The organism is Pseudomonas sp. HS6-2, assembly GCF_049325675.2.
GTDB classification, from domain to species: domain Bacteria; phylum Pseudomonadota; class Gammaproteobacteria; order Pseudomonadales; family Pseudomonadaceae; genus Aquipseudomonas; species Aquipseudomonas putida_N.
This window is the reverse complement of sequence record NZ_CM143906.1, coordinates 4871247-4886954: the sequence shown is the minus strand read 5'-3', so window position 1 is coordinate 4886954 and position 15708 is coordinate 4871247. Positions and strand designations below refer to the sequence as shown.

13 protein-coding genes are annotated in these 15708 nt (G+C 61.2%); 3 read left to right on the top strand and 10 right to left on the bottom strand.

Translation table 11 applies throughout. The features are described 5' to 3' along the window. Positions 1 to 59 precede the first annotated feature (59 nt). The 6 genes from ACOKS3_RS22825 to ACOKS3_RS22800 form a co-directional block, all read right to left on the bottom strand. The gene (locus ACOKS3_RS22825) at positions 60 to 1340 is read right to left on the bottom strand and encodes a TRAP transporter large permease (RefSeq protein WP_103449473.1); all 1281 of its coding nucleotides are present in this window, start codon (positions 1338 to 1340) and stop codon (positions 60 to 62) included. Further along, positions 1341 to 1868, bottom strand: coding sequence for a TRAP transporter small permease (locus ACOKS3_RS22820; protein ID WP_103449474.1), 528 nt, complete (start codon positions 1866 to 1868; stop codon positions 1341 to 1343). 67 nt (positions 1869 to 1935) lie between these two features. Next, positions 1936 to 2907: a TRAP transporter substrate-binding protein gene (locus tag ACOKS3_RS22815; RefSeq protein ID WP_103449475.1), complete on the bottom strand. Its 972-nt coding sequence runs from the start codon at positions 2905 to 2907 to the stop codon at positions 1936 to 1938. Between the two features lie 74 nt (positions 2908 to 2981). Continuing rightward, positions 2982 to 3857 (bottom strand): glucurono-1,5-lactonase, encoded by an 876-nt coding sequence (locus ACOKS3_RS22810; protein WP_103449476.1) that lies wholly within the window; start codon positions 3855 to 3857, stop codon positions 2982 to 2984. A gap of 25 nt (positions 3858 to 3882) precedes the next feature. Then, complete coding sequence (locus ACOKS3_RS22805) at positions 3883 to 4689, bottom strand: NAD-dependent epimerase/dehydratase family protein (protein ID WP_103449477.1); 807 nt, start codon at positions 4687 to 4689, stop codon at positions 3883 to 3885. A gap of 119 nt (positions 4690 to 4808) precedes the next feature. Next, complete coding sequence (locus ACOKS3_RS22800) at positions 4809 to 6053, bottom strand: OprD family porin (protein WP_103449478.1); 1245 nt, start codon at positions 6051 to 6053, stop codon at positions 4809 to 4811. 311 nt (positions 6054 to 6364) lie between these two features. On the opposite strand from ACOKS3_RS22800, the gene ACOKS3_RS22795 reads away from it, so the two are divergent. From ACOKS3_RS22795 to ACOKS3_RS22785, 3 genes are all read left to right on the top strand, one after another. Further along, on the top strand, positions 6365 to 8746 hold the full coding sequence (locus ACOKS3_RS22795) for a glucose/quinate/shikimate family membrane-bound PQQ-dependent dehydrogenase (protein WP_103449479.1): 2382 nt from the start codon (positions 6365 to 6367) through the stop codon (positions 8744 to 8746). A gap of 441 nt (positions 8747 to 9187) precedes the next feature. Further along, positions 9188 to 9427, top strand: coding sequence for a type II toxin-antitoxin system RelB/DinJ family antitoxin (locus ACOKS3_RS22790; RefSeq protein ID WP_103449480.1), 240 nt, complete (start codon positions 9188 to 9190; stop codon positions 9425 to 9427). Further along, a complete protein-coding gene (locus tag ACOKS3_RS22785; RefSeq protein ID WP_103449481.1) occupies positions 9417 to 9671 on the top strand; it encodes a type II toxin-antitoxin system RelE family toxin in 255 nt (84 codons plus the stop codon). The genes ACOKS3_RS22790 and ACOKS3_RS22785 overlap by 11 nt, the downstream gene beginning before the upstream one ends. 232 nt (positions 9672 to 9903) lie before the next feature. On the opposite strand, the gene ACOKS3_RS22780 is transcribed toward ACOKS3_RS22785, so the two are convergent. The 4 genes from ACOKS3_RS22780 to ACOKS3_RS22765 form a co-directional block, all read right to left on the bottom strand. Then, the gene (locus ACOKS3_RS22780; protein WP_146048992.1) at positions 9904 to 10158 is read right to left on the bottom strand and encodes a hypothetical protein; all 255 of its coding nucleotides are present in this window, start codon (positions 10156 to 10158) and stop codon (positions 9904 to 9906) included. Between the two features lie 187 nt (positions 10159 to 10345). Continuing rightward, positions 10346 to 11596, bottom strand: a complete 1251-nt coding sequence (locus ACOKS3_RS22775) for a ribonucleotide-diphosphate reductase subunit beta (protein ID WP_027918055.1) — start codon at positions 11594 to 11596, stop codon at positions 10346 to 10348. A gap of 409 nt (positions 11597 to 12005) precedes the next feature. Next, positions 12006 to 12134, bottom strand: coding sequence for a hypothetical protein (locus ACOKS3_RS22770; protein ID WP_422762943.1), 129 nt, complete (start codon positions 12132 to 12134; stop codon positions 12006 to 12008). Between the two features lie 139 nt (positions 12135 to 12273). Then, complete coding sequence (locus ACOKS3_RS22765) at positions 12274 to 15153, bottom strand: ribonucleoside-diphosphate reductase subunit alpha (RefSeq protein ID WP_422762944.1); 2880 nt, start codon at positions 15151 to 15153, stop codon at positions 12274 to 12276. Positions 15154 to 15708 lie beyond the last annotated feature (555 nt).

The window sequence follows — 15708 nt, the reverse complement described above, 5'->3', positions numbered from 1 at the left end:
ATGCCTGTAGGAGCGGGCTTGTCCCGCGAATGGGCTGCAAAGCAGCCCCAATACCAGAATTACAGGACGACGCTCGGCAGCCATAGTGAGATGGCCGGAATGTAGGTCACCGCCATCAGCACCAGGAACAGCGCCACGTAGAACGGCAGCAGCGCCTTCACCGTGGCTTCGATGCTGACCTTGCCAATCGCTGACCCGACGAACAGCACCGCACCCACCGGCGGTGTGATCAGCCCGATCCCCAGGTTGACCAGCATGATCATGCCGAAATGCACTGGGTCCACGCCGATACCGGTGATCACCGGCAGCAGGATCGGCGTGAGGATCAGGATCAGTGGCGCCATGTCCATCACCGTGCCCAGCAGCAGGAGCATGAAGTTGATGCACATCAGGATCACATAGCGGTTGTCCGATAGGGTCAGGAAGGCGGTGGTGATCTTCGACGGGATCTGCATCAGGGTCATCACGTAGCCGAAGCTGGCGGCGAAGGCGATCAGGATCATCACGATCGAGATGGTCCGTACCGTGCGGTGCATCAGCTTGGGCAGGTCGCGCCACTTGTAGTCGCGGTAGATGAACATGGTCACGAAGAACGACCACACCACCGCCACAGCCGCCGATTCGGTCGCCGTGAACACGCCCGACAGAATGCCGCCGAGGATGATCACCATAGCCATCAGGCCCCACAGCGCTTCACCGGCGATCTTCAGCGCCTCGCGCAGCGGAATCACCTCGCCCTTGGGGTAGTTGCGCTTCTTGGCGAAGATCAGGCACAGGCCCATCATCACCGCGCTCAGTAGCAGCCCGGGCATCACCCCGGCCATGAACAGCGACGCGATCGACACCGTGCCACCCGCTGCCAGCGAGTACAGCACCGAGTTGTGGCTGGGCGGGGTCAGCAGCGCCTGCACCGAGCCGCTGACGGTCACGGCAGTGGAGAACTCGCGCGGGTAGCCCTTGCGTTCCATTTCCGGGATCAGCACCGAGCCTACCGACGCGGTATCGGCCACCGACGAGCCGGAGATGGCGCCGAAGAAGGTCGACGCGGTGATGTTCACCAGCGACAGCCCGCCGCGCACGAAGCCCACCAGCACCCCGGCGAATGCCACCAGGCGCCGCGACATGCCGCCCTCCGCCATGATCGCGCCGGCCAGTACGAAGAACGGAATGGCCAGCAGCGAGAACTTGTTAACCCCACTTGCTACCTGGATCATCATCGCCTGCAGCGGGATGTCGATGTACCAGGCGCCAATCAGCGCCGACAGGCCCAAGGCGTACGCCACCGGCATGCCCAACAGGATCAGCGCGACGAAACTGCCCAACAGAATGAACGCATCCATTTACGCCGCCCCCTCGTTTTCTTCCACCAGGTCGTACTGCACCACCTTGCGCTGGCTCTGATCGCCTAGCAGGAGTTTCTCCAGCACGAAGATCAGCGTCAGCACGCCGCCGATCGGGATCGGCGCATAGCTCATGCCCACCCGAACGCTGGGCAGCGAGGCCATGTACTGGTTCCAGGTGGTAATGCACAGCTTGAAGCCGTACCAGGTCATGAACACACAGACGCCAACCATCAACAGCTGGGTGAACACCGCCACCAGGCGGCGCAGCGGTGCTGGCAGGCGGTCGGTGACCATCGCCACCGCCATGTGCGCGCCGGCGCGGTAACTGGCAGCGGCGCCGATGAAGGTGAACAGCACCATCAGCAGGATCGCGACCGGCTCCGGCCAGCTGGCGCCGGTGCCGAGCACGTAGCGGGCAAAGATGCCCCAGGGAATGATCAGCGACATGCTCAGCACCGACAGGCCGGCAACCCAGATGCAGGCGCGGTAGAGCGTGTCGTTGACGCTCAGGAAAAGCATTTTCATAGGCATCACCAAAGCGGCAGGGCGACGGGTATCGCACTGCCGAGGTCATTTGCGAGGAGGGCCGGGATTACTGGACTGCGTCGATACGCTTCATCAGGTCGGCGTACTGCGCACCGTACTTCTCGCGCACCGGGGCGGTGGCGTCGTAGAACGGCTTGGTGTCGACGGTGATGAACTCGACTCCGGCTGCCTTGAGCTTCTCTTCGCTGGCGGCGGACTTGGCGTCCCACAGTGCGCGTTCTTCCATCTGCGCTTCGCGGGCGACTTTCTTTACCAGGGCCTGCTGCTCGGACGAAAGCTTGTTCCAGGTGGTCTTGGACATCACCACTGGCTCCGGCAAGATCAGGTGATTGGTCAGGGTGAAGTACTTGGCGCTCTGGTAGTGGTTGTGTTCGAGCAGGGTCGGCGGGTTGTTCTCGGCGCCGTCGATCACTCCGGTCTGCAGGGCGCTGAAGATCTCGCCGGTGTCCATGGCGATGCCGTTGCCGCCCATGGCATTCATCATGTCGATGAACAGCGGGTTGCCCTGCACGCGGATCTTCATACCCTTGAGGTCTTCAAGGCTGCGCACCGGTTTCTTGGTGTAGAGGCTGCGCGAGCCGCCATCCATCCACGCCAGCGCGACCAGGTTGAATTCGGAATTGGTGATCTTGTCGAGGATTTCCTGGCCGATATCGCCGTCGATGATCTTGCGCATGTGCTCATGGTCGCGGAACACGAACGGCATGTTGAACACGTTCACGTCCGGCACCACCGGGCCGACGATGCCGAGGCTGACGCGGGTCATCTGCACCGCACCGATCTGTGCCTGCTCGATCACTTCCTTCTCCGAGCCGAGCACGCCGCCAGGGAACATCTTGAAGGTGATTTCGCCATTGCTGGCCTGTTCGAGCTTCTTGCCCATGTTCTGTTCGGCGACCACGGTCGGGTAACCGGCCGGGTGGATCTCGGCAAACTTGATGTCGAGTGCCGAGGCCGGCAGCGACAGGCTGAAAGCGAACGGGAGTGCGGCAAGAAGCAGCTTGCGTTTGAAGGTCATGGTGAAACTCCGTGGTTTTTATTATCTGGTTTCGCGCGTGAGTGTTGGATGCTGCGATGTTGCGTGAGCCGTGGTCAGCCGCGCCAGGCAGGTTCCTCCAGGCCCTGGACGCCGGGGCGCAGGGCGAACACACCACCGGCCAGGGGCTGATCGCTGAGGTCGTTGCCTGCAGGGCGGATCGAGGTGACAAACAAGGTGTCGAGGTTGGCGCCGCCGAAGGCGCACATCGCCGGCTTCTTCACCGGCACGCTGAGCGAGCGGTCGAGGCGACCGTCGGGGGTGAATCGGTGGATCTGCCCGGCGTCGTTGCCGCAGATCCAGTAGCAGCCGTCTGCGTCGATGGCGGCGCCGTCGGGGCGGCCGGGGAAGGCGCGCATGTCGACGAACAGCCGTTGGTTGTGCGGCGTGCCGCTGTCGATGTCGTAATCGAAAGTCCAGATCTTCTGCACGTTGGGGTGCGAGTCGGACAGGTACATGCGTGCGCCGTCCGGGCTGAAGGCCAAGCCGTTGGGCACGATCATGTCCTTGAGCTGCTGGCGCAACTGGCCTTCGCCATCGACCCGGTACAGCGCGCCGACGTGGGCACCTTGCTGCATGTCCATGAGCATGCTGCCGGCCCAGAAACGGCCCTGGCGGTCGCAGCGGCCATCGTTGAAGCGCATGCCGTGTTGCGGGTGTTCGACTGCGGCGAACAGGCGGCTGTCGAGGCTGCCGTCGGCCTGGGCCTGCAGCTGGAAGATGCCGCTCTGCATGCCGGCGACCCAACCCTGCTCGGTACGGGCGATGCAGGCGAGCATCTCGTCGCCTTGCCAGACCTGATGGGCGCCGTCCTGCCAGCGGTGCAGCTGGCGGGCCGGGATGTCGACCCAGTACAGGGCTTGTTCGCTGGGGTGCCACACCGGGCTTTCACCGGTGCCGTTGCGGGCGTCGACGATCAGTTCGCAGTGCATGCTGGAGCCTCTTGGCAGGGCAGTCTCAGTTGAATGGGCCGGCAGCGACGAAGGCGCCACCCTGGTAGACCATGCTCGGGTCGTCGGCTGCAGGCGCAGGTTTGGCCTCTACCGCGGCGCGGAATACTTCCGAACTGTCCTTGGGCTGGTAGCCCAGGTGCGCGGCATGGCGGTTGTCCCACCAGACGGTACGGTTGTCGGAAGCGCCGTAGACCACGGTGTGGCCGACATCGGCGGTGAACAGGCCGCGCTCGATCAGCTGGGTGAGGTCGTCGTAGCTCAGCCAGGTGCTGAGCATGCGTGGGTTCTGTGGCTCGTCGAACGAGGAGCCGATACGGATGCTGACGGTCTCGATGCCGTAGCGGTCGAAGTAGAAGCTGGCGACATCCTCGCCATAGCACTTGGACAAGCCGTAGTAGCTGTCGGGCCGGCGCAGGGCATGGGCGTCGATTGTCTGATCCTGGCGGTAGAAACCGATCACATGGTTGGAGCTGGCGAAGATGATGCGCCTTACCCCGTGCTTGCGTGCGGCTTCGTAGATGTGGAAGACGCCGCAGATGTTGGGGCCGAGGATCTCTTCGAAAGAATGCTCGGTGGACACGCCACCGAAGTGGACGATGGCGTCGACGCCTTCGACCAGGGCATGGACCGCAGCCTTGTCGGCCAGGTCGCAAGGGATGATTTCTTCATGGGGGCCGGTGGCGGGAGCCATCGGCGCGATGTCGGAAAGGCGCAGGACTTCGGCGCAGCCATTGAGGCGTTGGCGAAGCACCTTGCCCAGGCCGCCTGCGGCTCCGGTGAGCAGCAGGCGCTTGAAGGGGGTGGTGGTCATGGCGGCTCTACTTGTGATTGTTGTAAGTTGTCGTATGACTTTGCTGATTATCGGCAGCGGTTTCCGGGGTTGTCAATGCTGCTCGATTTTTAAAAGCTGGCGCGATCCCTGTGGGAGCGTTACAGCAACGACAGGGGATAGTTGAAGATCAACCGGTTCTCATCGAACTCGTTGCTGCTGTAATCGCGGCGAATGGTCGAGTTGCGCCACTTCACGCTCAGATCCTTGAACGGCCCGCTCTGGATCACATAGGCCAGTTCCGACTCGCGCACCCACTCCTTGCCGTCGGTCACCACCCCGGAATGCACATCGCGGCCACTGATATAGCGGTTCATCAAGGTCAGCCCCGGTACCCCGAGCGTCACGAAGTTGAAGTCATGGCGCACCTGCCACGAGCGCTCTTCGGCATTGTCGAAACTGGAGTTGTAGCTGTCGTTGGCCAGGGTTCCGCCGCTGGTGCCGTTGACCCGCATCCAGGTATCGCCATCGACCTTCTGCAGCCCGACCCAGAAGGTGTTGCCGCCGTACTTGGCCGAGAACATGCCCGAGTAGGTCTTGTTGTCCAGCTTGCCGGCGCGTTCCGAGCCGTCCTCGCCACCGTGGAAGTAGCCCAGGTTGGCGCCGAGGGTCCAGTCGCCCAGCGGCTGGCTGTGGCTCAGTTGCAGGTACTGCTGCTCGTAGACATCCTTGAGCACCGCGTTCCACAGCCCGACCAGGGTGCGGTCCTGGTTGAACTTGTATTCGCCGCCGACAAAGTTGAAGCGGTCCGACACGCCGCCGCCGTAACTCATGTCTTCCATGCTTGCGTCGTTGCGCGGGCTGTTGCCACGGAACTGGCCACCGTAGAGGGTCAGCCCGGCAATTTCGTTGGAGGTCACCTGGCCGCCGCGGAAGGTCTGCGGCAGCGAGCGGCCATCGTCCGAGCGCAGGATCGGCAGCACCGGCATCCATTCGCCAATCTTCAGTTCGGTCTTGGAAATACGTGCCTTGCCCGCCACGGCGAGGCGACCGTAGTCATCTGCCGGCCGCCCATCGTCATGGCGCGGCAGCAGCGCGGTGCCATAGGTGCCGCCACCACCGTCGAGTTTCACCGACCATAGCCCCAGCACATCCACGCCAAACCCCACCGGCCCCTGGGTGAAGCCGGAGCGGGCATCGAGAATGAAGCTCTGGGTCCACTCTTCGGCCTTGCTCTGCGGGTTGCTGGGGTTGGTGAAATTGCGGTTGATGTAGAAGTTGCGCAGGCCCAGTACGGCCTTGCTGTCATCGACGAAACCTTCGGCTTGGCTGACGCCCGGTGCACCGGTAAGCAGGCCGGCACCGAACAGCGCGAAGGGGAGAGCCTTGTGGCAAATTTTCGACATGGAGTTCGTCCGCTATGTTGTTTTTGTTATGTGTTGTCGTACAACTGCAGCGTTTTTTATCAAGCGGGAAATACACTGTCAACGCTGAAAATCGCAATCAGCCAGAGGCGTCAAGTGAAACATCGCCTCCGAGCGCTCTAGATCAAGGTCTTGAAAAAACATGAGTCATACTATGACGTGGGCAAATATTGTTACATTTGCGGCAATGGACTCATTTTGCTGCGACGGTTAGTCGCAGAATCATTTCGTAATACTATTCTTCGTTCCTGAATGGCTAATCGATTCAGTCCAATGAAACGGAGAATTCACCCATGAGCACTACCCGTGCTTCGCAACCCTCACCCTTGCTGCCCAGGCTGCTAGGCGTGCTCTTTCTGCTGATGGGCCTGGCCCTGGTGGCCGGCGGCATCAAGCTGATGGGCCTCGGCGGCTCGCTGTATTACCTCTTGGCCGGCATCGGCATCCTGATCACCGCTGGCCTGCTGCTGGCCGTGCGCCGCGAGGCGTTGAGCGTGTATGGCATCGTGCTGCTGCTGACCACCCTGTGGTCACTGATGGAAGTGGGCCTGGACTGGTGGCAGCTGGTGCCGCGCCTGGCCCTCTGGTTCGTCCTGGGCCTGGTGCTGCTGTTGCCCTGGTTGCGCAGGCCGCTGACCCTCGGTGAGCCGTATCCGCTAGGGACCGGGGTGCTGGGCGTGGGCGTGGTGGCGGCGGGGCTGATGGCCCTGGCCAGCCAGTTCACCAACCCCAACACCATCGTCGGTCATCTCGATCGCGACACCGCTGGCACCACGAACACCGCACCGACAATGCCCGACGGTGACTGGCAGTCTTACGGCCGTACGGAATTCGGCGACCGTTACTCGCCACTCAAGCAGATCACCCCGGAGAACGTCGGCAAGCTCAAGCTGGCCTGGACCTACCGCACCGGCGACATTCCCGGCCCCAATGACCCGGGCGAAACCACCGCGGAAAACACCCCGCTCAAGGTCAACGGCAAGCTCTACGTGTGCACCCCGCACAGCCAGGTGATCGCCTTGGACCCGGACAGCGGCAAGGAACTGTGGCGCTTCGATCCCAAGCTCAGCACCCAGAACGCAGCCAACTTCAAGGGCTGGGCGCACATGACGTGTCGCGGCGTGGCCTATTTCGACACCGCCAAGTCGCAAGCGAGCCCTGCCGAAGGTCAAGCCTGCGCCAAGCGGGTCTACGTGCCCACCGCCGACACCCGCCTGATCGCCCTGGATGCCGATACCGGCAAGCAGTGCGAAGGCTTCGGCGACAACGGCCAGGTCGACCTGACCCGCAACATCGGCACCTTTACCGCCGGTGGCTACTATTCCACCTCACCACCCACCGTGGCCGGGGGCCTGCTGATCCTCGGCGGCCACGTCACCGACAACGTCTCCACCGACGAGCCGTCCGGTGTGGTGCGCGCCTATGACGCCATCACCGGCCAGCTGGTGTGGAACTGGGACAGCGGCAAGCCCGATGCCACCGCGCCGATCGCTGACGGCCAGTTCTACACGCGCAACTCGCCGAATGTGTGGTCGGTGATCAGCGCCGACGAAAAACTTGGCCTGCTGTACCTGCCCATGGGCAACCAGATGCCCGACCAGTGGGGGGGTAACCGCACGCCGGAAGCCGAGAAGTTCAGTGCCGGCCTGGTGGCCTTGGACATCGCCACCGGCAAGGTGCGCTGGAACTACCAGTTCACCCACCATGACCTGTGGGACATGGACGTCGGCGGCCAGCCGAGCCTGATCGACATCAAGACTGCCGACGGGGTTAAACCTGCGGTCATGGCTTCGACCAAGCAGGGCAGCATCTACGTGCTCGATCGCAGCAACGGCCAGCCGCTGGTGCCGATCCACGAAACGCCCGTTCCCCAGGGGGCAGTGGAAGGCGACCATACCTCTGCGACCCAGCCGATGTCCGAGCTCAACTTCATGCCGCCGACCTTGCACGAGCGCGACATGTGGGGCGTGACGCCGTTCGACCAGATGCTCTGCCGCATCGACTTCCGTTCGATGCGTTATGACGGCATCTTCACCCCACCGTCGCTGCAGGGTTCGCTGGTGTACCCGGGCAACTTCGGCGTGTTCGACTGGGGTGGCATTTCCGTCGACCCGGTGCGCCAGATCGCCTTCGTCAACCCCAGCTACATGGCCTTCAAGTCCCAGCTGATTCCAGCTTCCAAGATCGCCAGCCAGCCTGCGCGCAAGAGCGAAACCGAAGGTATCCAGCCGAACAAGGGCGCGCCATACGGGGTGATCATGGGCGCCTTCCTGTCGCCGATGGGGCTGCCGTGCCAGGCGCCGTCCTGGGGCTACGTGGCAGCCGTGGACCTGACCACGCACAAGGTGATCTGGAAGCACAAGAACGGCACCGTGCGGGACAGCTCGCCGGTCCCGATCCCGCTGACCATGGGTGTGCCGAGCCTGGGCGGGACCTTCATGACCGCCAGTGGCCTGGCGTTCCTCAGTGGCACCCTCGACCAGTACCTGCGTGCCTATGACGTGCGCGACGGCAAGGTGCTCTGGGAAGGGCGCCTGCCGGCAGGCGCGCAGACCACGCCGATGACCTACACCGGCAAGGACGGGCGCCAGTATGTGCTGGTGATGGCTGGCGGGCATGGCTCGCTGGGCACCAAGCAAGGGGACTACGTGATGGCGTTTGCCTTGCCTGAATAACGCGTTTTTTGTGGGAGCGGCCTTGCGCCGCGAAAAGGGCCGCTTTGCGGCCCTTTTCGCATCATTCACGTTTACCGCTGAACAAATTGCAACAAGTCATGTCGCAAAGGGTGCTCGCGCAAGGCGGGCCGAGGCGAGAGCCGAAGTGGTGTCCGAATCTGTTTCACTACTACGATGAAGGCGCCGATGGCGCCTTTTTTCGTTGTCTTTAGCCATGTACAACCTCGGCCCTAGCGCCGAGCAGTGTGGGAGATTCTGTCTTGCTCATTTCTAAAAAACGGCGCGCGATCCCTGTGGGAGCGGGCTTGCCCCGCGAACACCGGCGGAGCCGGTGCCATGCAGTCCCGTCATTCGTGGATTTCTGAAAGACGGACAGCAGTTGCGCAATGGCAAAGATAAGCGCATTGTAATGACGAATGTCTTTACCAAGAGGGCCATCCCATGGCGTCCATCAATATCCGCGTCGATGACGAACTCAAAGCCCGCGCCTATCAGGAACTAGAGCGGCTAGGCGTAACCCCGTCCGAGCTCATGCGCCAGGCACTGCAATACGTGGCCGAACGAGGCAAGCTACCTTTTCGACCCGTGCTGATGACTGAGGAAGACGAAGACCTGATCGCGATTGTGAGAGAGCGACTTGCCTCCCCGCAGCGCGTGAGGGTGCAGCTGGATGACCTATAGCCTCGACTTCGATTCACGTGCGATGAAAGAGTGGAAGAAGCTCGGTGATACGGTTCGTCAGCAGTTCAAGAAGAAGCTGGCCGAGGTTCTGCTGAACCCGCGGGTGGAGGCTAATCGGCTCAGCTCGCTGCCCGATTGCTACAAGATAAAGCTTCGCAGCAGTGGCTACCGCTTGGAGTTTGTGGTGGCCGTTGATCGCCGAGAGCGCGATGAGGTTTATCGGAAGGCGGCCCAGCGACTTTAGTGATCTTCATTCGGCGTGCTGTTCTCCCTGTCTGATGCTTGCTTCGCAGACAACCTTTCGCATCCAAGCAGGCACATCACCGTCGTGGGGCTCGGTCTCACCTTGCCTGCAATGGGCTCAGCTTCGGCCGCATATATATGCCTCGTACGATCCGCTCCAGTTTACCAGCCTGAACCAGCTGTGAAAGCGCCTCGCGGACGGCTTGTCTTGAGACGAACTTGCGGGCCGATTCTTATTTTTTCTTTGTTTCCGTTTGATAAGTTCCAGTTGTTGTGGGTAATGTCGTATCCGATAGTGATGCCTTCGGGAGACACCTCTTCAATGTGCTGAATGAAAAATCAGCATATGTGTAATAAGTTTGTTTTCGGTTGGATGTTTTGAATCCGGTTTTTAGATTGTGGAATGCGCAACAAGCCAGGGCGAGTACAGTCGATTTTCCTGAGCCGTTGCGGCCTGCAATTGCAGTAATTGGAAAATCAATTGATATGTCGAGATTGGAAACGCCCTTATGCTTCCAGTCACGACTCTTATTCTTCTTAAGTGCGCATTGGAGAAGTCTTTCTCAAACCACTTGCGAAGCTCTCGGTCCTTATTGCTTTAGCTGTACTTCAAGTTTAACGCTGCTAAAAAACCCCGCTATTGCGGGGTTAGATGATTTTATATCGGTATTGAGATCAGTCCCAGCTCAGCGCCCCACCGGTCTGATACTCAATCACACGCGTCTCGAAGAAGTTCTTCTCCTTCTTCAAGTCCATGATCTCACTCATCCATGGGAACGGGTTGGTAGTCCCTGGGTACTCTTCCTTCAGGCCAATCTGGGTCAGGCGACGGTTGGCGATGAACTTGAGGTAGTCCTCCATCATGGCTGCGTTCATGCCCAGCACGCCGCGTGGCATGGTGTCGCGGGCGTATTCGATCTCCAGCTGGGTCCCTTGCAGGATCATCTGGGTCGCTTCTTCCTTCATCGCCGCGTCCCACAGATGCGGGTTCTCGATCTTGATCTGGTTGATCACGTCGATACCGAAGTTCAGGTGCATCGACTCGTCGCGCAGGATGTACTGGAACTGCTCGGCGACGCCGGTCATCTTGTTGCGGCGGCCCATCGACAGAATCTGGGTGAAGCCGCAGTAGAAGAAGATGCCTTCCAGTACGCAGTAGTAGGCGATCAGGTTGCGCAGCAGCTCTTTATCGGTCTCGACAGTACCGGTGTTGAATTCCGGGTCGGAGATGGCGCGCGTGTACTTCAGGCCCCAGGCGGCTTTCTTCGCGACCGACGGGATCTCGTGGTACATGTTGAAGATCTCGCCTTCATCCATGCCCAGCGATTCGATGCAGTACTGGTAGGCGTGGGTGTGGATCGCCTCTTCGAAGGCCTGGCGCAGGATGTACTGGCGGCACTCCGGGTTGGTGATCAGGCGGTACACGGCCAGGGCCAGGTTGTTGGCAACCAGGGAGTCGGCGGTGGAGAAGAAGCCGAGGTTGCGCATGACGATGCGGCGCTCGTCTTCGGTCAGGCCGTCCATGCTCTTCCACAGGGCGATGTCGGCGGTCATGTTGACCTCTTGCGGCATCCAGTGGTTGGCGCAGCCGTCGAGGTACTTCTGCCAGGCCCAGTCGTACTTGAACGGTACCAGTTGGTTGAGGTCGGCGCGGCAGTTGATCATGCGCTTTTCGTCAACGGCGACACGGGCCGAGGAGCCTTCCAGCTCGGCCAGGCCTTCGGCGATGTCGAGGGCGTCGAGGGCGGCCTTGGCGCGCTTCACTGCGTCGGAGTCGGCAGCGGTGGCAGCACGGGCTTCTAGGGCGGCGGCACCGCCGGCGCTGTCGAGCTTGTCGAGGGTGGCGGCGGCAGTGGCCTGCGCAGGGGTGTTGCCTTTGGCGGCTACTTCGCCGTCTTCCTTGTCGAATTCGTCCCAGCTCAGCATGGTGATTGGCTCCTGCTTGAGGGTTGCCCTGGGGCAACCGGTTGGATTTTAAGAATGTGATGCCTGACGCAAGGCCGTTACGGCGAATGGACAGCTCGAGAGGCTGACTCTCGTTACATCTGGTTCGTGCCTGGCCAGGCCTCGGGGAGGGGCCAGGGACTTGAATGGGTGCCCTTTTCAGAGGGGGCGAAGTATACCGGAATTCGCCTTGGATCGGGGCGCGTGTCTTGCGGGCGAAGGTAACTTTTCCGACCGAAAATGCATGCGTCCGTTCACCGGGTTTACATCGTTTGCTATGAGGAGGGAGTGTAGCGGTAAAAAGCAAAAGGCACTACATATTGTGCCTTTTAATTTATTTCATACATCATGTGGTGTTGGCGCGCTCATGAGGGTGCGCGCCAATTCGCAGCTAGCGAGTCGAGCGCAGTGTTTCGACAATGTGTGTCTTGGGGTGCTTGCGCGCTTGTTCGACCGTGGTGAAACGGCCGGTTTCAGCATTGCGACCGATCTTGCGAGATGCCACTTTTTTCCGCGCCATGGGCTTGCGTCCTTTTTTGAGAGGTCCTGTTTTTTTACCCAGCTGCGCGAGCGCTGGGCAAAGGGCAAGGTTTCTCGGGGACGCGGATACAAAAATGCCGCAAGGGGCACCCGTGGGCACCCCTCGCGGCATTCAAGCCTTACTGGCAGGCTTCGCAGTCAGGCTCGTCGATCGCGCAGGCCTTTGGCACTGGCGCTGGGCCGGCTGCCTGGATCGGGGCGCTGTCGCCGCCGCTGGAAACGGCGTTGAGCTTGCCGGTGTTGATGGTCGACTTCTCGGTGCTGGTCGCGGCCAGGGCACGGAGGTAGTAGGTGGTCTTCAGACCACGGTACCAGGCCATGCGGTAGGTCACGTCCAGCTTCTTGCCCGAGGCGCCGGCGATGTACAGGTTCAGCGACTGAGCCTGGTCGATCCACTTCTGGCGACGCGAGGCGGCGTCGACGATCCACTTGGTTTCGACTTCGAACGCAGTGGCGTACAGGTCTTTCAGTTCTTGCGGGATACGCTCGATCTGCTGCACCGAACCGTCGTAGTACTTCAGGTCGTTGATCATGACCGAGTCCCACAGGCCGCGGGCCTTCAGGTCGCGGACCAGGTACGGGTTGATCACGGTGAACTCGCCCGACAGGTTCGATTTCACGTACAGGTTCTGGTAGGTCGGCTCGATCGACTGCGACACGCCGGTGATGTTGGCGATGGTCGCGGTTGGCGCGATGGCCATGATGTTCGAGTTACGAATGCCTTTCTGCACGCGGGCACGGACCGGCGCCCAGTCCAGCGACTCTTCCAGGTTGACGTCGATGTACTTCTGGCCACGGGCCTCGATCAGGATCTGTTGCGAATCCAGCGGCAGGATGCCCTTGGACCACAGCGAACCCTGGAAGGTCTCGTAGGCGCCACGTTCGTCGGCCAGGTCGCAGGAGGCCTGGATCGCGTAGTAGCTGACCGCTTCCATCGACTTGTCGGCGAACTCGACGGCAGCGTCGGAGCCGTACGGGATGTGCTGCAGGTACAGCGCGTCCTGGAAGCCCATGATGCCCAGGCCGACCGGACGGTGCTTGAAGTTCGAGTTACGCGCTTGCGGCACCGAGTAGTAGTTGATGTCGATCACGTTGTCGAGCATGCGCACGGCGGTGTTCACGGTGCGTTGCAGCTTGGCGGTGTCCAGCTTGCCGTCGACGATGTGGTTCGGCAGGTTGATCGAGCCCAGGTTGCAGACCGCGATCTCGTCCTTGTTGGTGTTCAGGGTGATCTCGGTGCACAGGTTCGAGCTGTGCACCACGCCCACGTGCTGCTGCGGCGAACGCAGGTTGCACGGGTCCTTGAAGGTCAGCCACGGGTGGCCGGTCTCGAACAGCATCGACAGCATCTTGCGCCACAGGTCTTTGGCCTGGATGGTCTTGAATACCTTGATCTTGTTGTACTCGGTCAGGGCTTCGTAGTACTCGTAGCGCTCTTCGAAGGCCTTGCCGGTCAGGTCGTGCAGATCAGGCACTTCCGATGGCGAGAAAAGGGTCCACTTGCCGTCATCGAAGACGCGCTTCATGAACAGGTCAGGGATCCAGTTGGCGGTGTTCATATCGTGGGTACGACGACGGTCATCACCGGTGTTCTTGCGCAGCTCGATGAATTCTTCGATGTCCAGGTGCCAGGTTTCCAGGTAGGCACACACGGCGCCTTTGCGCTTGCCACCCTGGTTCACGGCGACGGCGGTGTCGTTGACCACTTTCAGGAACGGCACGACGCCCTGGGATTTGCCGTTGGTGCCCTTGATGTAGGAGCCCAGTGCACGCACAGGGGTCCAGTCGTTGCCCAGGCCACCGGCGAATTTCGACAGCATGGCGTTGTCGTGGATCGCGTGGTAGATGCCCGACAGGTCGTCCGGCACGGTGGTCAGGTAGCAGCTCGACAGCTGTGGACGCAGGGTACCGGCGTTGAACAGGGTCGGGGTCGAAGCCATGTAGTCGAACGACGAGAGCAGGTTGTAGAACTCGATCGCACGGGCTTCTTTGTCTTTTTCTTCCAGCGCCAGGCCCATAGCCACACGCATGAAGAACACCTGTGGCAGCTCGAAGCGCACGCCATCCTTGTGGATGAAGTAGCGGTCGTACAGGGTCTGCAGGCCCAGGTAGGTGAACTGCTGGTCGCGCTCGTGGTTGATCGCCTTGCCCAGTTTTTCCAGGTCGAAGTCGGCCAGTGCCGGGTTCAGCAGCTCGAACTCGATACCTTTGGCGACATAGGCCGGCAGGGCCTTGGCGTACAGGTCGGCCATCTCGTGGTGGGTGGCGCTGTCGGCGACGTTGAGGAAGCCCAGGCCTTCGGCACGCAGGGTGTCCATCAGCAGGCGGGCGGTGACGAAAGAGTAGTTCGGCTCACGCTCGACCAGGGTACGGGCGGTCATCACCAGGGCGGTGTTGACGTCCTTGATGGCCACGCCGTCGTACAGGTTCTTCAGGGTTTCGCGCTGGATCAGGTCGCCATCGACTTCGGCCAGGCCTTCGCAGGCTTCGCTGATGATGGTGTTCAGGCGCGCCATGTCCAGCGGCGCCAGGCTGCCGTCGGCCAGGGTGATGCGGATGCTTGGGTGCGGCTCGACCACGGCGTCGGTGTGGGCGCGGGTGGCACGCTCCTTGGCGCGCTGGTCGCGGTAGATCACGTAGTCACGGGCGACTTTCTGCTCGCCGGCACGCATCAGGGCCAGTTCGACCTGGTCCTGGATTTCTTCGATGTGGATGGTGCCACCCGATGGCATGCGACGCTTGAACGTGGCAGTGACCTGCTCGGTCAGGCGCGCGACGGTGTCGTGGATGCGCGACGAGGCAGCGGCGGTGCCGCCTTCAACTGCGAGGAACGCCTTGGTGATGGCCACGGTGATCTTGTCGTCGGTGTAGGGGACGACAGTGCCGTTGCGCTTGATCACGCGCAGTTGGCCTGGGGCGGTGGCGGCCAGATCCTGGTTGGAATCGGCGGCCTGCGGCGCCTTGGCCTGCGGGCTCTCGCGAGTTGTGTCGGTTTGCATGGGTGGGTGTCTCCACAGTTTCTATAGTGTTCAGGCGCCTTTGGGGCGCCCACCGTTCCGTCCACTTGCTCGATGGCCTTGGCGAGGATGCGTCATGCACGCGCATCCACCCGCTCGGGCGTACCGACTTCGGGACAGATCAGGAAATGGGGGCAAGAACCTTGCCGCTCCCTGGCCGAAGTCAAATGCCCTGGGGTGAGCCAGAGCAGGCTGTTCAGTATCCGCTAGGAGCGGTTGGATCGATGAAACCACGACGAGTTCTGCCAGAAAAAAACCTTGAATTTTTCTGCTGACTCATGCTTGGCGTTGGTGACTGAAACCCAACATCTAGTGGTTTGCTGTGCTGGGGATACAAGATAATGCGGTACAGGGGTCTTTGCAAGGCGACCGCCTGTGGATAACTTGTGCGTACTTTGTGAGTGAATAGTGGGTAATCGCTGTAGGCCTAGTGCCAAGTGGCGTGCACTATTTTTCTCTCGGTCGCTGCCCCCAGGCAGAATTTTTCGGGCGCGAACCCTACCACAAAAATCGGTTCAGTCGAGGCTGCCGTCGGGC